The organism is Pseudomonas sp. C1C7, from assembly GCF_013359595.1.
Lineage (GTDB): Bacteria > Pseudomonadota > Gammaproteobacteria > Pseudomonadales > Pseudomonadaceae > Aquipseudomonas.
In genome coordinates this window covers 1-22282 of the sequence record NZ_JABFMP010000040.1, presented here as the reverse complement: position 1 = coordinate 22282, position 22282 = coordinate 1, and the positions used below count along the sequence as shown (strand labels likewise).

General features: G+C 62.5%; 18 protein-coding genes and 1 pseudogene. 10 read left to right on the top strand and 9 right to left on the bottom strand.

The genetic code is table 11. The annotated features are described in order from the left end of the window. Window position 1: 1 nt before the first annotated feature. The 8 genes from HNO86_RS25270 to edd form a co-directional block, all read right to left on the bottom strand. Window positions 2-847, bottom strand: coding sequence for a carbohydrate ABC transporter permease (locus tag HNO86_RS25270; RefSeq protein WP_175379645.1), 846 nt, complete (start codon window positions 845-847; stop codon window positions 2-4). Then, a complete protein-coding gene (locus tag HNO86_RS25265; protein WP_175379644.1) occupies window positions 840-1748 on the bottom strand; it encodes a carbohydrate ABC transporter permease in 909 nt (302 codons plus the stop codon). The genes HNO86_RS25270 and HNO86_RS25265 overlap by 8 nt, the downstream gene beginning before the upstream one ends. A gap of 185 nt (window positions 1749-1933) precedes the next feature. Next, window positions 1934-3241, bottom strand: a complete 1308-nt coding sequence (locus HNO86_RS25260; protein ID WP_175379643.1) for an ABC transporter substrate-binding protein — start codon at window positions 3239-3241, stop codon at window positions 1934-1936. Window positions 3242-3383: 142 nt separating this feature from the next. Then, window positions 3384-4643 (bottom strand): AGE family epimerase/isomerase, encoded by a 1260-nt coding sequence (locus HNO86_RS25255; RefSeq protein WP_175379642.1) that lies wholly within the window; start codon window positions 4641-4643, stop codon window positions 3384-3386. A 181-nt stretch (window positions 4644-4824) separates the two neighbouring features. Further along, window positions 4825-6294, bottom strand: coding sequence for an ATP-binding protein (locus HNO86_RS25250; protein ID WP_175379641.1), 1470 nt, complete (start codon window positions 6292-6294; stop codon window positions 4825-4827). Continuing rightward, complete coding sequence (locus HNO86_RS25245; RefSeq protein WP_175379640.1) at window positions 6284-7015, bottom strand: response regulator; 732 nt, start codon at window positions 7013-7015, stop codon at window positions 6284-6286. Before HNO86_RS25245 ends, HNO86_RS25250 begins: the two co-directional genes overlap by 11 nt. A gap of 97 nt (window positions 7016-7112) precedes the next feature. Further along, complete coding sequence (locus tag HNO86_RS25240; RefSeq protein WP_175379639.1) at window positions 7113-8069, bottom strand: glucokinase; 957 nt, start codon at window positions 8067-8069, stop codon at window positions 7113-7115. Next, complete coding sequence (gene edd, locus HNO86_RS25235; protein ID WP_175379638.1) at window positions 8066-9892, bottom strand: phosphogluconate dehydratase; 1827 nt, start codon at window positions 9890-9892, stop codon at window positions 8066-8068. Before edd ends, HNO86_RS25240 begins: the two co-directional genes overlap by 4 nt. Window positions 9893-10113: 221 nt before the next feature. On the opposite strand from edd, the gene gap reads away from it, so the two are divergent. From gap to HNO86_RS25190, 10 genes and pseudogenes are all read left to right on the top strand, one after another. After that, window positions 10114-11115 (top strand): type I glyceraldehyde-3-phosphate dehydrogenase, encoded by a 1002-nt coding sequence (gene gap, locus HNO86_RS25230; RefSeq protein ID WP_175379637.1) that lies wholly within the window; start codon window positions 10114-10116, stop codon window positions 11113-11115. A gap of 137 nt (window positions 11116-11252) precedes the next feature. After that, on the top strand, window positions 11253-11717 hold the full coding sequence (locus tag HNO86_RS25225) for a methylglyoxal synthase (protein WP_175379636.1): 465 nt from the start codon (window positions 11253-11255) through the stop codon (window positions 11715-11717). A gap of 90 nt (window positions 11718-11807) precedes the next feature. Then, window positions 11808-12326 (top strand): sigma-70 family RNA polymerase sigma factor, encoded by a 519-nt coding sequence (locus HNO86_RS25220; RefSeq protein ID WP_175379635.1) that lies wholly within the window; start codon window positions 11808-11810, stop codon window positions 12324-12326. Window positions 12327-12428: 102 nt separating this feature from the next. Next, entirely contained in the window at window positions 12429-13394 is a 966-nt protein-coding gene (locus tag HNO86_RS25215; protein WP_175379634.1) for a FecR domain-containing protein, read from the top strand. Between the two features lie 122 nt (window positions 13395-13516). Further along, entirely contained in the window at window positions 13517-16105 is a 2589-nt protein-coding gene (locus HNO86_RS25210; RefSeq protein WP_175379633.1) for a TonB-dependent receptor, read from the top strand. A gap of 114 nt (window positions 16106-16219) precedes the next feature. Then, the gene (locus tag HNO86_RS25205; RefSeq protein WP_175379632.1) at window positions 16220-16822 is read left to right on the top strand and encodes a biliverdin-producing heme oxygenase; all 603 of its coding nucleotides are present in this window, start codon (window positions 16220-16222) and stop codon (window positions 16820-16822) included. A 116-nt stretch (window positions 16823-16938) separates the two neighbouring features. After that, a complete protein-coding gene (locus HNO86_RS25200) occupies window positions 16939-17328 on the top strand; it encodes a YbaN family protein (protein WP_175379631.1) in 390 nt (129 codons plus the stop codon). 134 nt (window positions 17329-17462) lie between these two features. Further along, window positions 17463-18761, top strand: a pseudogene (locus HNO86_RS30720) (chemotaxis protein); the annotation flags it as partial. A gap of 150 nt (window positions 18762-18911) precedes the next feature. Beyond that, window positions 18912-19667, top strand: coding sequence for a methyl-accepting chemotaxis protein (locus HNO86_RS30715; protein ID WP_372242559.1), 756 nt, complete (start codon window positions 18912-18914; stop codon window positions 19665-19667). Between the two features lie 155 nt (window positions 19668-19822). Beyond that, window positions 19823-21172, top strand: a complete 1350-nt coding sequence (locus HNO86_RS25190; protein ID WP_175379629.1) for a CoA transferase — start codon at window positions 19823-19825, stop codon at window positions 21170-21172. Window positions 21173-21280: 108 nt separating this feature from the next. Here HNO86_RS25190 and HNO86_RS25185 read toward each other — a convergent pair whose 3' ends face one another. Then, window positions 21281-22144, bottom strand: coding sequence for a DNA-3-methyladenine glycosylase (locus HNO86_RS25185; RefSeq protein WP_175379628.1), 864 nt, complete (start codon window positions 22142-22144; stop codon window positions 21281-21283). Between the last annotated feature and the right edge of the window lie 138 nt (window positions 22145-22282).

Below are 22282 nucleotides of genomic sequence, written 5' to 3'. Positions count from 1 at the left end.
TCTACCCCTTGACCGCGCCGGACGTCAGCCCACGCAGGAAATACTTGCCAGCGAATATGTAGACCAGCAGTGTCGGCAGCCCGGCGATCATCGCGGCGGCCATATCAACGTTGTATTCCTTGGCCCCGGTGCTGGTGTTGACCAGGTTGTTGAGGGCCACGGTAATTGGCTGGGCGTCGCCGCTGGCGAACACCACGCCGAACAGGAAGTCGTTCCAGATCTGGGTGAACTGCCAGATCAGGCAGACCATCACGATCGGGATCGACATCGGCAGCAGGATCTTCCAGAAGATCATGAAGAAGCCCGCGCCATCGAGGCGCGCGGCCTTGACCAGCGCATCCGGAATGCTCACGTAGTAGTTGCGGAAGAACAGCGTGGTGAACGCCAGGCCGTAGACCACGTGCACCAGCACCAGGCCCGTGGTGGTGTTAGCCAGGCCAAACTTGCCGAGGGTGAACGAGGCCGGCAGTAGCACGGTCTGGAACGGCAGGAAGCAGCCGAACAGCAGCAGGCCGAAGAACAGCTGCGAACCACGGAAGCGCCACATCGACAGCACATAACCGTTCATGGCGCCGATGAAGGTCGAGATCAGCACCGCCGGCACGGTGATCTTCACCGAGTTCCAGAAGTAGCCGCCGACCACGTCCCAGGCCTTGATCCAGCCGATGCCGTCGATCACCGCCGGCCAGCTCAGCAGGTTGCCGGTGCGAATGTCTTCGGGGGTCTTGAAGCTGGTCAGCAGCATCACCACCAGCGGGATCAGGTACACCGCGGCGGCCAGCAGCAGGGTCGCGTAGATGGCGATGCGGCTGAAGCTCAGGGTCGGTTTTGCGAGTTGATCAGTCATGGCGTTTGCCTCGCAGCTCGGAGTACAGGTACGGCACGAGGATGGTCAGCACGGCGCCGAGCATCAGCATGGCGCTGGCCGAACCGATGCCCATCTGGCCACGGCTGAAGGTGAAGGAGTACATGAACATCGCCGGCAGGTCGGACGAGTAGCCAGGGCCGCCGGCGGTCATCGCCGCCACCAGGTCGAAGCTCTTGATCGCGATGTGCGCCAGGATCATGAAGGCACTGAAGAACACCGGGCGCAGGCTCGGCAGGACGATCTTCAGGTAGATGGTCGGCAGGCTCGCACCGTCGACTTGCGCGGCACGGATGATCGACTGATCGACCCCGCGCAGTCCGGCCAGGAACATCGCCATGACGAACCCGGAGGCTTGCCACACGGCGGCGATCACCAGGCAGTACACCACGCGATCCTGATCCACCAGCCAGTCCAGGCGAAAGCCTTCCCAGCCCCAGTCACGCAGCATCTTGTCCAGGCCCAGGCCGGGGTTGAGCAGCCATTTCCACGCGGTACCGGTGACGATCATCGACAGCGCCATCGGGTACAGGTAGATGGTGCGGATGAAGCCTTCCTTGCGGATGCGCTGGTCCAGCAGCACCGCGAAGAGCACGCCCAGCACCAGGCTGATGCCGATAAACAGGCCGCCGAACAGCGCAAGGTTCTTGCTCGCGACCCACCAGCGGTCGTTGTCCATCAGGCGCATGTATTGCTGCAGGCCGACCCACTTGTAGCTCGGCATGAAGCTGGAGTTGGTGAAGGACAGAATGAACGTCCAGATGATGTAACCGTAGAAGCCCACCAGCACGATCAGCATGCTCGGCGCGAGTACCAACTTGGGTAGCCAGCGTTGCAGCGCATCGAAGGGTGAGGCTTTGCTGAAAACCGCGACAGAGCTCATCGGGATAATCCAGGTAAAGAGAAAAGAAACCGGCAAGCCGATCCCCTGTCGGAGCAGGATCCTGTGGGAGCTGGCTTGCCAGCGATTGAATCAACCGGGTTCAAAGTCGAACCGTGTCGCCCGCATCGCTGGCAAGCCAGCTCCCACACAATCCCATTCCAACCGGGAACAGGCTGTGTCAGGAGTTACTGTGCCGCTTTGACCGCCGAAGCCAGCTGCGCACTGGCCTTGGCCGGGTCGGCGTCCTTGTCGTTCATGAAGTTGGTGACCACGTCGAAAATCGCGCCTTGCACGGCCAGGGAAGTGGCCATGTTGTGCGCCATGCTCGGTTGCAGGCCGCCGGTCTTGTCGTCCGCCAGGAAGTCCTTGGCGGCGGTCTGGGCGCAGGAGTCGAAGCCCAGCTTGTCCATCTCGTTCAGCATGTCGGTGCGGACCGGGATCGACCCCTTGTTGATGCTGAAGACTTTCTGGAAGTCGGTGCCCAGCGCGACCTTGGCCAGGTCCTGCTGCGCGGCGATGTCGCCCTTGCGATCAGCCTTGAGCTTGAACACCGCCATCGAGTCGATGTTGTAGGTGAAGGCCTTGTCGGTGCCCGGGAACGCTACGCACTGGTAGTCCTTGCCGGCGACTTTCTTGGCGGCGGTCCATTCGCTCTTGGCCCAGTCGCCCATCATCTGCATGCCGGCCTTGCCGTTGATCACGTCGGCGGCAGCGATGTTCCAGTCACGACCGGCGCGGTTCGGGTCCATGTAGGTGGTGAGTTTTTTAAGCTCGGCGAAGGTCTTGGTCATCTCCGGGCCCGACAGGGTTTTCTGGTCGAGGTCCACCAGCGCCTTCTTGTAGCCGTCTGCGCCCATGACCGAGAGCACCACGTCTTCGAACACGGTGCTGTCCTGCCAAGGCTGGCCACCGTGGGCGAGCGCGATGAAGCCGGCGGCCTTCAGTTTGTCACCGGCGGCATAGAATTCTTCGAGGGTGGTCGGGGCCTTGTCGATCCCGGCTTTCTTGAACACTTCAGGGTTGATCCACAGCCAGTTCACGCGGTGAATGTTCACCGGCACGGCCACGTAATCGCCTTCGTATTTGACGGTGTCGGAGACTTTCTTCGACAGCAGGCCGTCCCAGTTTTCAGACTTGGCGACGTCCTTCAGGGTGTCGGTGCTGAGCAGTCCGGTGCTGCCCCATTCCTGGATGTCCGGGCCCTTGATCTGCGCAACACCCGGCGGGTTACCGGCCACGGCGCGGCTCTTGAGAACGGTCATGGCCGTGGAGCCACCACCACCGGCGACCGCGCCGTCCTTCCAGGTGTAGCCGTCTTTTTCGACCTGGGCCTTGAGGACATCGACCGCTGCCTTTTCGCCACCGGACGTCCACCAGTGCACGACTTCCACCGAACCTTTGGAATCATCGGCAAAGCTTGCGAGCGGGAACGCGGAAAGAGGAACCAGTGAGGCGAGAGAAATGACAGTAGCGAGGCGAGAAATCGCATTCATCTAGAAGTACCTTTCTTGTTGTTATGCATTGCAAGTCTGGTGCTTGCGCTGCACAGGATTTTAACCAGCGCACATCCCTTCGCAGGTAACGAAGGGATGCGCGAATGTCACGACATGGTTACACAGCTGGTTACATAGCTGGTTACATAGCAACGCTCTGGGACAACTGTCCCAGCGCAGAAGCCATGCTCGGCGCCAGGGGCAGGCGCGGAATCAGCAGGGCCTGCCAGGCGTGATAGAGGTCGGGTTTGCCGGCCCAGATGTCGGCGCTGGGGCGGTTCAACGGGTCGAGTTCGTGGTGCCAGCTGCCATCGCAACGGTCGATGAAATGCTTGTCACAAAATTCCCAGAACAGCCTGTACCAGTGCTCGTATTGCGCATCGCCCGTGCGTTTGAGCATGGCGCTGGCGGCGGCGCTGGCTTCACAGTGGGTCCAGTGCAGGCGATGGCGGACCACCGCGCGATTGTCCCAGTCCAGGGTGTAGACGATGCCCGGTGCGCCATCGACGTCCCATCCATGGCGGCAGTTGTGTTCGAAGAGTTTTTCCGCATCGGTGGCCAGCCAGCCCGGTGTGAGCATGCCGGCCTGCACCCGCGCCGCTTCCAGATGCAGCAACAGCCGCGCCCATTCGAAACCGTGACCGGGGGTGGTGCCGTACGGGCGGAAACCGTCGGCTGGATTGTCGTGGTTGTACTCGCGCAGCGGCTGCCAGTCGCGGTCGAAATGCTCGACCACCAGATAACCATTGGCGGCGGCGTGACCGTGAATCACCCGTTCGACGATGCGCTGGGCGCGGCACAGCCAGCGGTTGTCGTCGGTGACATCGGCCAGGGCGAGGAAGGCTTCGGTGGCGTGCATATTGCTGTTGGCACCGCGATAGGCCTCTTCCTCGCTCCAGTCGCGATTGAAGGATTCGCGCATGGCGCCCTCCTCCTCGCTCCAGAAATACGTGTCGATGATGTCGATCGCATCATCGAGCAAGGCCTGCGCCCCCGGCCGTTGCGCGACCACCGCGGAGCTGGCGGCCAGCGCCACGAAGGCATGCAGGTAGGCATTCTTGCCGGTATTGCCGTCACGCTGTTCGGCCACCGCGAACCAGCCGCCATGCAGCGCATCGCGCAACGGCCCGCGCAGTGCCTGGATGCCGTGATCCACCAGTTCGGCAAACCCCGGCAAGCCCTGGATGTGGGCCATGGCGAAGCTATGGGTCATGCGCGCGGTGTTCATGGTTTCGGCTTGGGCATCGGCCGGCAGATGGCCGCGTTCATCGAGATTGCCGAAGCCTTCAGGCAGCTTCGAAGCCTTGGCAAACGCCAGCAGGCGCAAGCCTTCGGCGGCGAGCCATTGCTGATGGGCAGGTGCGTTCAGCCAACTGCTGAAGGCAGGTTGGAAGGTGTGCATGGGGGACCTTTTTTGTTGTTATGACTGAGGGGCAGTCTAAACAACGGGGGATGGCGGGCTTGTAACGAAGGGGGCGAGTTATGTCACCACTTTGTGACAATCAACATCAAAAGATCGCAGCCTTCGGCAGCTCCTACGCCGATCTCTGCAGGAGCTGCCGAAGGCTGCGATCTTTTGATCTTCAATCAACGGAGCGCGGCAGTTGAAGGGTCACCCGCAACCCACCCTCGCGCAGGTTCTGCAGGCTCACTTCCCCGCCATGGCTGTGGGCGATGTTGCGGGCGATGCCCAGCCCCAAGCCATACCCCTGCTGCTGCCCCGCCAGGCGGAAGTGCGGCTCGAATACCTGCTCCAGCCGCTGCTCGGGAACCCCCGGGCCTTCGTCATCGACGTGCAACACAAACGCGCTTTCGTCGTCATCAATATACAGATGCGCGTTCTGCCCGTACTTGAGGGCGTTATCGATCAGGTTGCCAATGCAACGCTTGAGCGCCAGAGGCTTGCCCGGATAAGCCGCGAGCGCCCGCCCCTGCTGGGTCACGCGACCATTGCCATTGGGTGCCACGTACGGCTCCACCAGACATTCGAGCACATGGTTGAGATCCACCGGCTCGATGTTCTCGTGGATGTCGGTGTCCTTCACGCACTGCAGCGCGCCCTTGACCAGCAGCTCCAGCTCATCCAGATCGCGACCGAACTTGGCTTGCAGCTTTTCGTCTTCCAGCAGTTCGACCCGCAGGCGCAGCCGGGTAATCGGCGTGCGCAGGTCGTGGGAAATCGCGCTGAACAACTGGCTGCGTTCGGTCAGGTAGCGGCTGATGCGCTCGCGCATGGTATTGAACGCGCGGCCCACTTCGACCACCTCACTGCCACCGCCTTCGGCGACCGGCTCCACATCGGCGCCCAGCGACAGCTCCCGCGCTGCCCGCGCCAGGCGCTTGAGCGGCCGGCTCTGCCAGTGCACCAGCAGGCCGATGAACAACAGCAGAAAGCCGCTGGTGAGAATGATGAACCACACCTGCTGCGCCGGCAGGCCCTGTTCTTCCAGACTGGTGTAGGGCTCGGGCAGCAGTGAGGCGATGTACAGCCATTCGCCGGGCGCCATCTGGATCTGCGTCACCAGCACGGGTGGGTTCACCGGCTCCAGGGTCAGCGCGTAGTGCGCCCAGGAGCGAGGCAACTCGTCGAGCTTCAGGCCGCCATTGAAGATCCGCAGATCCTCGGGGCTGACGAAAGACACCGAAATGTCGGTGTCCTGGCCCAGGGACTGACGCAGCACTTCGTCCACCGCTTTCATCACCGCCAGCTTGCGCGGTGTAGTCGGCAACACGTCCATGCCCAAGGGTTTGTCATTCAGTGTCACGACGAATCGCGTGCCGCCCATGCTGCGCAACTGATCGAGCACCAGCGGCCGATAGGCCACCGGCAACGAGCGCAGGTAACTGACGCTGGCGTTCATCGAATGGGCGAGGCTGCGGGCGCTGGTGACCAGGCCTTCAAGCTGCGTGGCGCGCAATTGCGAGACCCAGATCACGCTCGACAGCGCCTGGGCGAACAACACCGCCAGCAAGGTCAGCAGCAACATGCGCCCGAGCAGCGAGCGCGGTACCGGGATTCGGTCGATCAGTTTGCGCAAGGACTCAGTGACCATTGCTGGCGACCACATTGGCGGCCAGTTGGTAGCCGCTGCCGCGTACGGTGCGAATCAACCGCGGCGGTTTTTCCGTGTCGCGCAGGCGCTGACGCAGACGACTGACCGCCATGTCGACGATGCGATCGAGCGGCATCAGTTCGCGCCCCCGAGTGGCGTTGCCGATGGTGTCGCGGTCGAGGATTTGCTGAGGGTGATCGAGGAACAGTTTCAGCAGGGCGAAATCGGCGCCGGAGAGAATCACCTCTTCGCCATCGATGTGAAACAGGCGGTGGCTGACCATGTCCAGGCGCCAGTCATCGAAGGCCAGCACTTCACCGCCGGAGCGCTCCTGACCGAACTGGGCACGGCGCAACAGGGCCTTGATGCGAGCCTGCAATTCACGGGGGCTGAAAGGTTTACCGAGATAATCGTCGGCGCCCAGCTCCAGACCGATGACCCGATCGGCCTCGTCGGAACTGGCGGTGAGCATGATGATCGGCACTTGCGCCCGGCGCGGATGCTGGCGAATCCAGCGACACAGACTGAAGCCGTCTTCGTCCGGCAGCATCACGTCGAGAATCACCAGGTCGCTGGGCTCGTCATTGAGGGCCTGGCGAAAACCGGCGCCATCGGGCGTGGTACGGACCTGGAAACCGGCGCGGGTCAGGTAGGTGTCCAGCAACTCGCGTATCTCTTGATCGTCATCGACCAACAAAATCGACTTGTTGACTGAGCTCACGGGGCGGCGTCCTTGTTGTTTGAATTGGGCGGATTATGCCTTAAGCGCTGAACCTGCAAACATCACATCACCGCCGCCCCCACATTTTGATCGCATTTCAAATCAGGGATTGTTCCAGGGCTACCCCAGCCCCCATCAACCCGGAATACGGCGCCGTCACCAGCCACACCGGTATCCCCTTGAAGTAGTCGCTCATGCAACCCTTGTCGGCAAAGCACCGGGCAAAACCGCTTTCGAGGAAGAAGTCGGCAAAGCGCGGAATCACGCCGCCTACGATGTACACCCCGCCGCGCCCACCGGTGGTCAACACGTTGTTGCCGGCCACACGGCCGAGCCAGCAGCAGAACTGCTCCAACACTTCCAGGGCAATCGGGTCGCCCGCAAGGCCGGCGGCGGTGATCGCTTCCGGCGTGTCGAGCACCGGTTCATGCCCGTCCACCGCACAGATCGCCCGATACACCCGAGGCAAGCCGCCGCCGCTCAACGCGGTTTCGGCGCTGACATGGCCGATCTCGTTGAACAGGTGCTGCCACAGCTGAGTTTCCCGCGGGCTGCTGAGCGGCAGGTCGACATGACCGCCCTCCCCCGGCAGCGCGAAGAATCGCCCTTCGCCGAGATTGAGCAAGGTGCCGACGCCCAGGCCGGTGCCCGGGCCGATCACCACCGCCGGACGCGACGGATCGGGCGAGCCTTCGCAGACCACGCGATATTCGCCCGGCTGCAAACGGGTCATGCCCAACGCCATGGCCGAGAAGTCGTTGACCAGCAGCAAGCGCTCCACCTGCAAGGTCTGGCAGAAGCCCTTGCGACTCAGGCGCCAGTGATTATTGGTGAACTTGAATTCATCGCCGCTCACGGGGCCGGCCACCGACAGGCACACCGAACCGATCGAGCCCGGTTTCAGGCCCAGCCCGCTCAGGTACAGGCTGATCGCCTCTTCCGGGCTGGCATGGTCGGCCGTTGCCAGCACCTGGACCGATTCCAGCTGCTGGTTTTTCCACAACGCGAAGCGTGCGTTGGTCCCACCGATGTCACCGACCAAAGCCAGTTTCAATTAAGCGTCTCCAGGGCAGAAGTGAAGGCGCTGGCGCCCTGCTCCGCCGAGCTGAAGGCCATGCGCATGAAACCGAACAGCTCGCGACCGGTGCCGATGTTGTTGCCCAACAGGCCCTTGGCCGGCGTGCGCGCTGCGAATTCCTCGGCGTCCACCTTGATCTCCAGGGTGCCTTTGACGCCATCGACGCGGATGATATCGCCCTCTTGCACCCGCGCCAAAGCGCCGCCCACATAAGCTTCGGGACTGACGTGAATCGCCGCCGGGATTTTCCCCGACGCGCCGGACATGCGCCCGTCGGTGACCAGCGCCACCTTGAAGCCGCGATCCTGCAGCACGCCGAGGAACGGGGTCATCTTGTGCAGTTCCGGCATGCCGTTGGAACGCGGGCCCTGGAAGCGCATCACCGCGACGAAATCCTTCTCCAGCAAACCGGCCTTGAACGCATCGGCCAGGTCCTGCTGATCCTGGAACACCATGGCCGGGGCTTCGACGATCTGGTTTTCCAGCGCTACCGCCGAAACCTTCATCACGCCACGGCCGAGGTTGCCTTCCATCACCCGCAGGCCGCCCTCTGGCGAGAACGCACGGGCTACCGGACGCAGGATGCTTTCGTCGAGGCTCTCGGTCACGCCTTCACGCCATACCAGCTCGCCGTTGTCGAGGAACGGTTCCTGGGTGTAGCGGCTCAGGCCGTGGCCCATCACGGTGTTGACGTTGTCGTGGAGCAGCCCGGCTTCCAGCAGTTCGCGGATCAGGAACGACATGCCGCCCGCGGCCTGGAAGTGGTTGATGTCGGCTTTGCCGTTCGGATAGACGTGGCTCAGGGTTGGCACCACCTCGGAAAGGTCGGCCATGTCCTGCCAGGTCAGCTGGATGCCCGCCGCCATGGCGATGGCCGGCATGTGCAGGGTGTGGTTGGTCGAGCCGCCGGTGGCGTTGAGGGCAACGATGGAGTTGACGATCGAACGCTCGTCGACGATCTCGCCGATCGGCAGGAAGCTGCCGTTCTGTTTGGTCAGGCGCGTCACCTGATGCGCCGCCTCGCGGGTCAGGGCATCGCGCAATGGGGTGTTCGGGTTGACGAAGGATGCGCCCGGCAAGTGCAGGCCCATGACTTCCATCAGCAACTGGTTGGTGTTGGCGGTGCCGTAGAAGGTGCAGGTGCCAGGGCTGTGGTAGGAATTCATTTCCGATTCCAGCAGCTCTTCACGGGTGGCCTTGCCTTCGGCGTAGCGCTGGCGCACATCGGCTTTCTGCTTGTTGGAAATGCCCGAGACCATCGGCCCGCCAGGCACGAAGATCATCGGCAGATGACCGAAACGCAGCGCGCCCATCATCAGCCCCGGGACGATCTTGTCGCAGATGCCGAGCATCAGCGCGCCGTCGAACATGTTGTGGGACAGGGCCACGGCGGTGGACAGCGCAATCACTTCGCGGCTGGGCAGGCTCAGTTCCATGCCCGGCTCGCCCTGGGTCACGCCATCGCACATCGCCGGGGTGCCACCGGCGAACTGGCCGACCGAGCCGATCTCGCGCAGGGCCTTCTTGATCAGTTCGGGAAAGACTTCGTACGGCTGGTGCGCCGAGAGCATGTCGTTATATGACGAAACAATTGCGATGTTGGCGGAATTCATCATTCGCAGGCTGTGCTTGTCATCGCTGCCGCAACCGGCCACGCCGTGGGCGAAGTTGGCGCACTGCAGTTTGCCGCGCATCGGCCCGTCGCTGGCTGCGCCACGGATCAATGCAAGGTAAGCCTCACGCGTGGCGCGACTGCGGGCGATAAGGCGTTCGGTGACCTCAAGGACGCGGGGATGCATGTGTAGAACTCCAGGCTAACGGATGTGGCGGACCTGATTGTCTATGCTGATCAAACGCCGTTGTCGATGGGATGACAGACGGTTTTCTCGATCGGTTGGACCAGTTGGTTCAGGTCACTCGTTGTAGATTGAATAAAATATTGCCATCAAAAAGGCTTGTTTTCTATTTTTTTGCGAATAATCTTGTAATTCCAACAACAAAACGACGGTAGCGCTGATCTATGACTCTTCGAATCGCAATCAATGGTTTTGGCCGGATCGGCCGTAACGTCCTGCGCGCACTCTATACCCAGGGCTACCGTCAGGATCTGCAGATTGTCGCCATCAACGACTTGGGCGACAGCGCGATCAACGCTCATTTGCTCAAGTACGACACGGTTCACGGCACGTTCGAGGCCGATGTCCAGCACGATCAGGAAAGCCTGACCGTCAATGGTGACCGTATTGCGGTCAGCGCCATTCGCAATCCCGCCGACCTGCCTTGGGCCGCGGAGAAGATTGACGTGGTGTTCGAATGCACCGGTCTGTTCACCGACCGTGCAAAAGCCGCCGCGCATATCACCGCCGGCGCCCGCAAAGTGATTATCTCCGCGCCGGCCAAAGGCGCCGACGCCACTGTGGTCTATGGGGTCAACCACGACATTCTGCGCCAGTCGCACCAGATCATTTCCAACGCGTCGTGCACCACTAACTGCCTGGCCCCGGTGGCCCAGGTGCTGCACCGCGAACTGGGCATCGAAAGTGGCCTGATGACCACCATCCATGCCTACACCAACGACCAGAACCTGACCGACGTTTACCACTCCGACCCGTACCGCGCCCGTTCCGCCACCCAGAACATGATCCCGAGCAAGACCGGCGCCGCCGAAGCCGTGGGCCTGGTGCTGCCGGAACTGGCGGGCAAGCTGACGGGCATGGCGGTACGCGTGCCGGTGATCAACGTGTCGCTGGTGGACCTGACCGTGCAGCTGAAGAAAGAAGCCAGCGCCGAGGATGTCAACGCGCTGCTCAAGCAGGCCAGCCAGCATTCGAAGATTCTCGGCTACAACGCCCTGCCGCTGGTTTCCAGCGACTTCAACCACAACCCGCTGTCGTCGATCTTCGACGCCAATCACACCAAGTCCAGCGGCAAGCTGCTCAAGGTTCTGGCCTGGTATGACAACGAGTGGGGCTTCTCCAACCGCATGCTCGATAACTGCCTGGCGCTCTGCAACGCCGAGTAATCGCTGCTCGCTGGTGTAGGAGCTGCCGAAGGCTGCGATCTTTTGACCTTAGCGCCGGCACTTGCGCCGAAAAGATCGCAGCCTTCGGCAGCTCCTACAAAAGCGTGTGTGTGAATCTTTATGGAGCAGCACGTCTGATGATCGGCATCACCTTCACCGAAAAAACCATGGCGGCGCGCAAGCGTATCGCCCTGGTCGCCCATGACCATTGCAAAGTGTTTTTGCTGGACTGGGCCGAGCGCCAGAAACATCGCCTCGCCCAGCATCAGCTGGTCGCCACCGGCACCACGGGTTTGTTATTGCAACAACGTCTCGACCTGCCCGTAGAAAGCATGATCAGCGGTCCGCTGGGTGGCGATCAACAGCTCGGCGCGCAAATTGCCGAGCAACGGGTCGACATGCTGGTGTTCTTCTGGGACCCGTTCGAACCGCAACCCCACGACCCGGATATCAAGGCGTTGCTGCGGGTGGCGGCGGTCTGGAACATTCCGGTGGCCTGCAATGAATGCAGCGCCGACTACCTGCTCAGCAGCCCGTTGATGGAGCAGGCGCACCCGCACCGCATCCCGGACTACGCGACCTATTTGCAGGGTCGCGTCTAACGTCAAAAGTGCAAACTTCACAAATCAGTGCTTGACCACTCGAGTAGATGATAAGCATTATCATTCGCTCGAAATGGATCAGGTCCTCCCGTGAGTCAATCGCGCTTCAACGACGTCTTCATCACCCAGCGAGTCTCTCTGCTGCGCACGCTGGAGCGGATGGTCAATAACCACAGCACCGCCGAGGATCTCCTGCAGGAGACTTACCTGCGGGTGGCCCGCGCGCTCAGCGAGCGGGCCATCGATCATCTGGAACCTTTCGTTTTCCAGACCGCCCGCAACCTGGCGCTGGACCATTTGCGTGCGCGGCGCATCCATTCACGGACCATGGTCGATGACGTGCCGCTGGAGGTCGTGGAAAGCGTCGCCGCCCCCGCCAGCAGCGCCGAAGATGCCGCCCATGCCGAACAACTGCTCGAGCGTTTGAACGTGCGCCTCAGTCAACTCAGCCCCCGCCAGCAACAGATCTTCATCCTCAGCCGCCTGCACGGTCACAGCTACCTCGAGATCGCGCAAAAGCTCGACGTCTCGTTGAGCACGGTGCAGAAGGAACTGAAACTGATCATGAGCATCTGTATCGGCGTCGCAGGACGCAGCTCCAAGCTTTAAGCTGCAAGCCGCAAGTAAAAAACGGCAAACCAATCGCCTGACCAAACTTGCAGCTTGCAGCTTGAAGCTCGAAACTGCTTTGCAAAAGCCCGAGGACACACCGTGACGGACACCCACCGCTCCCCTTCGCCTTCATCGGCGCAGGACCCTGCAGACGCGATGGACCAGGCTATGGACTGGCTGATCGTGCTGGACAGCCCGAGCGAAGAACAGTCTCGCCAGTTCCACGATTGGCTCGCCGCCGACCCGGCCCATGCCGACGCATTTGCCAAGGCCCAGGCGATCTGGAACGGCCCGCAGGTCACGCAGTGCGCGCAGAATCTCGCCTCTCGCCCGGCCAAAATCAGCGTGCTGTCGCGCCTGCGTCCGCACTGGAAACCCCTGGCCACCGCCGCCGTGCTGATCCTCGGTCTGTTCAGTTTCAGCAACCTGCCGATGCGCCTGCAGGCCGATCACCTGACTGTGGTCGGCGAGCGCCAGCGCCTGCAACTGGAGGATGGCTCGAAGGTATTGCTCAATACCAACTCGGCGTTTTCCAGCACCATCAACGATCAGCAACGGGTCGCTCGGCTGTATCAGGGCGAGGCGTATTTCGAGGTGCAATCCCCTCGCGGCGAGCCGCTGGAAATCGACGCAGGTCCGGTCACCGCCAGCGTTCGCGACACCGCCTTCGCCGTGCGTTATCTGGATGGCGTGGCCCAGGTTCGCGTGCAGCGTGGCGATGTCGACCTGCGCGCCACCCGCGATGATGCGCGGGTACGCCTGAGCGCCGGGGAAAGCATTCGCATCGGCCCCAACGGTTTCGACCGCCCGGCCAAGCTCGATGCCGCCACCGACCTGGCCTGGGTCCAGGGTCGCCTGGTGTTCGAAAACTGTCCGCTGAGCCAGGTGCTGGCGGAACTGCGTCGCTACTACCCGGGCTTCATCATCAACACCAACGAGCAGTTGGCGGATGTGGCGGTCACCGGAAACTACCGTCTCGATCAGCCGCTGGACGTGGTGCGCTCCCTGGCTCACATCACCTCGGCCAAGCTCAAGGAATACCCGGCGCTGGTCATCCTGAACTGAATGAGAATTATTTTTACTCGATAGTGAACCCTCGTACGTCTCGTTATAGCCAATGCAATTGATTCGCATCTTCGGATGCCGATCAGCACCTATAAAGATTCGTGCGACACGGAGCGCTATCGATGTCCTCTCGCCTTACCCGCCAGTCCTCTTTCCCTTCCCGCGTGCTGTCGCTGCTGACCGCTGCCATCCTGATGGCCGGCACCGCGCCGGTCATGGCCGCCAGTGCCGAACAGCCGAGCCGCAACATGGGCGACTACTCGTTCGCCATCGCGCCTCAGCCGCTGGTTTCGGCACTCAATGATTTCACCGCGGTGACCGGCTGGCAGGTGGGCTTGCCGGCGGAACTGGCCGAAGGTGTGGCATCGCCGGGCGTGCGCGGGTCGCTGCCACCGGAAAAAGCCCTGGATCGCCTGTTGGTGGGGACCAACCTGAGCTATCGCAAACTGGGCAATAACAACATCGTGCTGGAGCGCCGCACCACCGCCGGCACCCTGAACCTGCAACAGGTGACCATCAGCGCCACCCGTAACGAACAGGACGTGAACAGCGTGCCGAGCACCGTCACCGTTCACACCCGCGATGAGCTGGACCGCAACAACGTCAACACCATCAAGGACCTGGTGCGCTATGAACCGGGCGTCTCCGTGGGCGGTGCCGGCACCCGTGGCGGTATCAGCGGCTACAACATCCGCGGCATCGACGGTAACCGCGTGCTGACCCAGATCGACGGCGTCGAAGTCCCCAACGGTTTCTTCAACGGCCCCTACGCCAAGACCCAGCGCAACTATGTCGACCCGGAAATCATCAAGCGCGTGGAAATCCTGCGCGGTCCGGCTTCGGTGCTTTACGGCAGCAACGCCATCGGCGGCGCGGTCAGCTACTTCACCCTCGATCCCGATGACATCATCAAGCCCGGCCAGGACGTCGGCGCGCGCCTCAAGACTGGCTACAGCTCGGCTGACGAGAGCTGGCTGAAATCCGCCACCGTCGCCGGTCGCGCCGACCAGTTCGACGGCCTGCTGCACTACAGCCAGCGCGACGGTCACGAAACCGAATCCTATGGCAGCAACAACGGCACCGGTCTGAGCCGCACCGCCGCGAACCCCGAAGACGTGCGCGCCACCAACGTGCTGGCCAAGATCGGCTGGAACTACAAGGACGACGCTCGACTGGGCCTGGTGTACGAGAAGTACAAGGACGACCGCGACACCGATCAGAAAAGCGCCTATGGCGGCCCGTTCTTTGGTGGCGCACCGACCATCCCGGCCAGTGTGTTGCCCGGCGGCATGTACCAGTGGCGCACCGGCAACGACACCATCACCCGCGAACGTTTCGGCATCGAGCACAGCTTCGGCCTCGACAGCCTGCTGGCGGACAACGTCAAGTGGAGCCTCAATCACCAGATCGCCAAGACCGACCAGAGCACCGACGAGTTCTACTTCCCGATCACCCGTCAGGTACTGCGCACCCGCGACACGATCTACGAAGAAAAGCAGTGGGTATTCGACGCCCAGCTGGACAAGGGTTTCAGCATCGGCGACACCGAGCATCTGCTGACCTACGGCACCACCATCAAGCAGCAGAAAGTCACCGGCTCGCGTAGCGGTAACGGCACCTGCCTGGCGGTCGGTCGCGGCTGCACCGCCATCGGCGCCATCAGCACCGCCGACGTGCTGAAAAAATCCAGCGACTTCCCGGATCCGACCATCAACACCTACAGCGTGTTCGCCCAGGACCAGATCAGCTGGAACAACTGGACCTTCCTGCCGGGCCTGCGTTACGACTACACAGAATTGAAGCCTGACATCACCCAGGAATTCCTCAACACCGTGTCCGCCGACGGTCGCGGCACCGTCAGCGACGAGAACAAGACCTGGCACAAAGTCTCGCCCAAGTTCGGCCTGACCTACGCCTTCAACGACAACTACACCTGGTACGGCCAGTACGCCGAAGGCTTCCGCACCCCGACCGCCAAGGCGTTGTACGGCCGCTTCGACAACACCGCGGCCGGCTATCGCGTAGAACCGAACCCGGACCTGGAACCGGAAAAGAGCCAGGGCTACGAGACCGGCCTGCGCGGCAACTTCGAGCAGGGTTCCTTCGATGTGGCGGTGTTCTACAACAAATACCGCGACTTCATTAACGAAGACGCCGTGACCCCAGGCTATGACGAACCGACCTTCCAGAGCGCCAATATCAAGCACGCCACCATCAAGGGTGCCGAGATCAAGGGCCGTCTGAATCTCGACGCCTTCGGCGCACCGCAAGGCCTGTACACCCAGGGTTCCGTGGCCTACGCCTACGGTCGCAACAACGACAACGGCGAGCCGCTCAACAGCGTCAACCCGCTGACCGGCGTATTCGGCCTCGGCTACGACCAGGAGAAATTCGGCGGCTTGCTCAGTTGGACCCTGGTCAAGCGCAAGGACCGTGTCGACGACAGCAACTTCAAGTCGCCGGACGGCGTCAGCAGCCAGTTCAAGACCCCGGGCTTCGGCGTGCTGGACATGAGTGCTTATTACAAGGTGACCGACGACGTGACCGTCAGCGGTGGCATCTACAACCTGACCGACAAGAAGTACTGGCTGTGGGATGACGTGCGCGGCTATGACAGCGTCGGCGAAGCCTCGGTGACGCAACCGGCCAACCTCGATCGCCTGACCCAGCCGGGTCGCAACTTCGCGGTCAATCTGATCTGGGATATCTGACCCCGGCCACCTCGCTGCGCGACTGGATGACAGTTGCGCAGCGAGGATTTTTTACTGTCCGGCACCTGCTCATTCGTCTCGTTACCAGGCACTTCTCTTTCTCAAGGATTTCCCATGACCACTCAGGACACGGCTGCACGCCCGGCCTTGCGCTCGCAACGCCTGAACCAGATCACCCACGAACCCCACAGCAAACTCGATGCGCTGGTCAAAGCCCACGCACCGTTCGAGACCCAGGCCAGCTTCGCCCGTTTCGTGGTGGCGCAGTACCTGTTCCAGTCGGAGCTGGTGGCGCTGTACAACGATGCCGAACTGACCGCCATCGTCCCTGACCTCCCGGCCCGCTGCCGCGCCGAGGCGGCCAAGGCCGACCTTGCAGACCTGGACACCGACGTGCCCGCACCCGTTGCCGGTGCGGTGAACAACCCGACCAAGGCTGAAGCGTTGGGCTGGCTGTTCGTCTCCGAAGGTTCGAAGCTGGGCGCGGCGTTCCTGATCAAGCGTGCGGTGGGCCTGGGCCTGAGCGAAACCTTCGGTGCCCGTCACCTGGGCGAACCGGCCGGCGGTCGTGCGCAGGGCTGGAAGAACTTCGTCAAAACCCTCGATGAACTGGAGTTCAGCGCCGAGGAAGAAGCGCAACTGGACAAGGGCGCCATCGACGCGTTCAACCGCTTCACCGTATTGCTCGAACAGGCCTACACCCCGGAAATAGCCTGATTTGTGTTGCGTAGGAGCGAGGCTTGCCCGCGAAGAACGATGACACGGTCCATCAGAAATATCGCGGTGGATTCTTCGCGGGCAAGCCTCGATCCTACAGGTCATTCGTAGACACTATGCGTACAACCTCCAAACTCGCCCGCCTCCTCTTCGGCCTGCTGGCCTACACCAGCCTCGCCATCGGCCTGATCGCCATCGTCATCCCCGGCCTGCCGACCACTGAATTCATCCTCCTCGCCGCCTGGGCCGCCACCCGCAGCTCCCCGCGCCTGAGCGCCTGGCTGGAAAACCATCGGCTGTTCGGGCCGATCCTGAGCAACTGGCGCAACGGCAAGATCGTCGCGCGCCGGGCAAAGGTCAGCGCCACTGTCAGCATGCTGCTGTGCGCCACCCTGATGCTGGTGATGCTCGACCATGGCTGGCCGATCTACCTGGCGATTGCCGGCATGACGCTGGGCAACCTGTGGATCTGGTCGAGGCCGGAATCCCTGCCGAAAACCTTCTGATTCATCCGGCGACTTTCCCTGTTTTTCAGCCTGTTTTCGGCACATTTTTCCGCGCAAACGGTCAACCATGACCGTTCGTCGGGTTGCGATTCATGTGCCTTACGTTTACGCCGATGGGGATTGAACGGCGCTGAATGGATTTGGCGCGCCGAGCCGCAAGGGCTCGCAGCCAACCTCTCATCCATTTGCGAGTTCGCCCCATGTTCGACTCACTGTCCATCCGCCTGAAAACTGTCCTGCTGTCTGCCCTGTGCCTGCTTGGCGTGGTCGCCCTGATCATGGGCATGAACTTCTACCAGTCCCACCAGAACGACGAACTGGTCAGCACTTCCAGCAGCAAGATGCTCACCGACAGTGTGCAGGACCTGCTGCAGGCCAAGGCCGCCGAACAGGCAGTGCGGGTGCAGAAGACCTTCGGCGAAAGCCTGCTGGTGGTCACCGCCCTGGCCGACCAGATCAAGGACATGCGAACCATGGCCGCCAAGCGTTCGATTGAGCCTGGCGTTGTGCGCGAGGAGTTGAACCAGAGCCTGAAAACAGCCTTCGAGCGCAACAGCAAGGTGCTGGGCATCTGGCTGGCGTTCGAGCCCAATGGCCTGGACGGCAAGGACAGCGAATTCGTCAACGATGCGGCGCGCCAGTCCAACGAAATCGGTCGTTTCGCCACCTACTGGAGCCGTGCCGGCGGCACCGCGCTGAACACGATCATGGTCGAGGAAGACATGACCAAGACCGATCTCAACCTCAGCGGCACGCCCTACAACGTCTGGTATACCTGCCCGCGCGACACCAAACGCACCTGCCTGCTCGACCCTTATGCCGATACCGTCGGCGGCAAGGAAATGTTGATGACCACCATTTCCGTGCCGCTGCTGGTGGAGGGCAAGTCCATCGGTGTGGTCGGCATCGACATCGCCCTCGATACCCTGCAAGCCGCCTCTGTCGCGTCCCAGAGCGAACTGTTCGACAGCGCCGGGCACATGCTGATCGTCTCCGGCACCGGCGTGCTGGCGGCCTACAGTGTCGACGCCGGCAAGGTCGGCAAAAAAATCGGTGACACCCTCGGTGAAGACGGCAAGAACATCGTGCAAATGCTCGGCGCGGGCGCACCGAAGATTCTCGACCAGGGCGACCTGATCCGCGCGGTCTACCCGGTCAGCCCGATTGCCGACGCCAAGCCCTGGGGCGTGGTGATCGACCTGCCCAAGCAGGTGATGCTGGCCGACTCGGTGAAACTGCAAACGGTGCTCGAAGACGCTCGGCAGAGCGGCACGATCAAGGCGGTGGTGGTGGCGATCGTGGCCGGCCTGATCGGCTTGCTGCTGATCTGGCTCACCGCTTCGGGCGTCACCCGGCCGATCAACAGCGTGGCCGAGATGCTCAAGGCGATCGCCAGCGGCGACGGTGACCTGACCCAGCGCCTGCGCTACAGCAAGAAAGATGAACTGGGCGAACTGGTCAGCTGGTTCAACCGCTTCCTCGACAAGCTGCAGCCGACCATCGCGCAGATCAAGCAGAGCATCACCGACGCCCGCGGCACCGCCGACCAGTCTTCGGAAATCGCCCGCCAGACCAGCGAAGGCATGCAGCTGCAGTTCCGTGAAATCGACCAGGTCGCCACCGCGTCGAACGAAATGAGCGCCACCGCCCACGATGTCGCCAACAGTGCGTCGAACGCCGCCAGTGCCGCCAAGGGCGCCGATCAGTCGGCCCGCGACGGCATGCAGATCATCGAGCGCAGCACCCGCGACATCAACGAACTGGCTGAAGAAGTCAGCAAAGCCGTGAGCGAAGTGGAAGCGCTGGCCGAGAACAGCGAGCAGATCGGCTCGGTGCTGGAAGTGATCCGCAGCATCGCCGAACAGACCAACCTGCTGGCACTCAACGCGGCCATCGAGGCGGCCCGTGCCGGTGAAAGCGGTCGCGGTTTCGCGGTGGTGGCCGATGAAGTGCGCAACCTGGCCAAACGCACCCAGGACTCGGTGGAGGAAATCCGCCTGGTAATCGAACGCATCCAGAGCGGCACCCGCGGCGTGGTCGCCACCATGCACTCGAGCCAGACCCAGGCCCACAGCAACGCCGGGCAGATCCAGCAGGCGGTGCAGGCCTTGAGCAAGATCAGCGACGCGGTCACGGTAATCAGCGACATGAACCTGCAAATCGCCAGCGCCGCCGAACAGCAGAGCGCCGTGGCCGAAGAGGTCAACCGCAACGTCTCGGCGATCCGCACCGTCACCGAAACCCTCACCGGCCAGGCCACGGAGTCGGCGCAGATCAGCAGCCAGCTCAACCAGCTGACGACCCAGCAGATGAAATTGATGGATCAGTTCCGCGTTTAGCAGACAACACAATCCCTGTATGCCAGTCAGCCAAGGCAAACCGCGATCCATGTAGCCGCTGGCGAAGCCTGCGGCTACAGGATCCGCGGCGGCTTTGATCCCACGCTCCGCGTGGGAACGATCTATCATGAGGCTCTCGTTCCGGAGGGCCTTCGATGACTGATCTGCTCACGTCCATTCAAGCCGCACTCGGCTTGCCAGCCACCCCCATCCCGCTCACCGCCAGCGGCGCCCTGCCCTCGGCGTTCGCCGTCACTGATCTCGCCTGCGCCAGCATCGCGGCGGCGGGCCAAGCCATCAGCGAACTGCTGCAGCAACAAACCGGACGCCTGCCCGGCCTCGAAGTCGACCGGCGCCTGGCTTCATTCTGGTTCTCGAGTTCGATCCGCCCTCTGGGCTGGAGCGTGCCACCGTTGTGGGACCCGATCGCTGGCGACTACGCCGCCAAGGACGGCTGGATCCGCCTGCACACCAACGCCCCTCATCACCGCGCCGCTGCCGAATCGGTGTTGGGCGCCTGCGCCGACCGCACCGCGATGTCGGGCAAAGTCGCGCAATGGCTTAAAAGCGATCTGGAGCAAGCCGTGGTCGAGGCCGGTGGCTGCGCCGCCGAAATGCGCGCCTGGGCCCAGTGGCAGACCCACCCTCAAGGCCAGGCCGTGAACGCCGAACCACTGGTTCAATTCGCCGCTCACAACAGCCAAAGCGCCAAACCCTGGCAGGGCTCGGTGGCGCAACCCCTGGCCGGAATCAAGGTGCTGGACCTGACCCGCGTGCTCGCCGGTCCCGTCGCCAGCCGTTTTCTCGCCGGCCTCGGCGCCGAGGTTCTGCGCATCGATCCACCGTCCTGGAACGAGCCGGGCGTGATCCCGGAAATGACCCTGGGTAAACGCTGCGCACGTCTGGACCTGCAGGACAAAACCGATCGCAGCGTGTTCGAAGCCTTGCTCAAGGAAGCCGACATTGTCCTTCACGGCTACCGCGCCGACGCGCTGGAACGCTTGGGCTACGGGATCAGTGAACGACAGAAACTCACCCCCGGCCTGATCGACGTCAGCCTCAACGCCTACGGTTGGAGCGGCCCATGGCAGAACCGTCGCGGCTTCGACAGCCTGGTGCAGATGAGCAGCGGCATTGCCGAAGCGGGCATGCAATGGAAACACGCGGACAAGCCGACGCCCTTGCCCGTGCAAGCTCTGGATCACGCCACCGGGTATCTGATGGCGGCCAGTGCGATCAAGTTGTTGGCCGAGCGCCTGAGCAGCGGGCGCAGTGGCTCGGCGCGATTGTCGTTGGCGCGCACGGCGAAGTTGCTGATCGAGAAGGGCCCCGGTAGCGATGACCCATTGCGGGCCGAGGATGCAGCGGATCAGGGATTGCTGGTCGAACAGACGCCATGGGGGCCGGCGCATCGGCTGCATGTGCCACTGAAAATCACCGGCACACCTTTGCAGTGGACCATCCCCGCCTCCGAACTCGGCTCCCACCGCCCACAGTGGTGGTAACCCCCTGTAGGAGCTGCCGAAGGCTGCGATCATTTGATCTTGCTTGTAAACATCAAAATCAAAAGATCGCAGCCTTCGGCAGCTCCTACAAAAGAGCAGCAGACCGACTTAATCCACCCGACTCAACGAAGTCCAAAGCAACTGCGCCGCATACCCCCGATACGGCCGCCACGCTTCGGCCCGCACCTGCAGCTGACGCGCCGTCACCGCCTCCCCCTCAAGCGCCGCCAGGGCATTGATCAACCCCACATCCCCCGACGGAAAACCATCCAGCTCGCGCAACTGCCGCAGGGCCACGTACTGCGCCGTCCAGTCGCCGATGCCGTACAACGCCAGCAACCGCGCCACACCTCCGGCCCGGCCCGGCTCGAACAGCAACGGGTCATCGAGCAACGCCTGGGCCACACCGGACAAGGTCCGCCCACGGCTCTTCGGCATGCCCAGCATCGCCAGATCCGCCGCCGCCAACACCGCAGCTTCGGGAAACACATGACTCAAACCACCTCGCGGCGAAACCAGCGGCACCCCATAGTTCGCCACCAGTTTCCCCGCCAGCTTGATCGCCGCCACCACCGTGATCTGCTGGCCCAACACCGCACGAATCGCCAACTCCAACCCATCCCACGCCCCCGGCACCCGCAGCCCCGGGCGCTCGGCGATCAACCGCGCCAGCAGCGGATCCCCCGCCAACTGCCGATGAATCGTGACCAGATCCGCATCCAGATCGAACATTCGCCGCACCCGGGTAACGATCTCGGGTACTGCGCTCGGGTCGGGGAAATCCAGCGACAGCTCCAGTGAGTCCTCCGACTCAGGCCGGATCGACAGCGTCCCGTGAACGCCATTCAAGCCAATGCTGCGCGAGTAGACACCGTCCACCACCTCTTCCATCCCGACTATCGCCCGCGCCGACAGGAAGCCGAGCATGGCGGGCCAATCGTAGGGTGGTTGAAATTTGAGCGATAGCTTCATGGCGCAGCAGCCTTGCAGTGGCGGTGTGTTGCGCAAGGTAACCCAAAACCACTGAACCCTGTGGGAGCGGGCTTGCTCGCGAAAGCGGTGGATCAGACAACATCATGTTGCCTGACACGACGCATTCGCGAGCAAGCC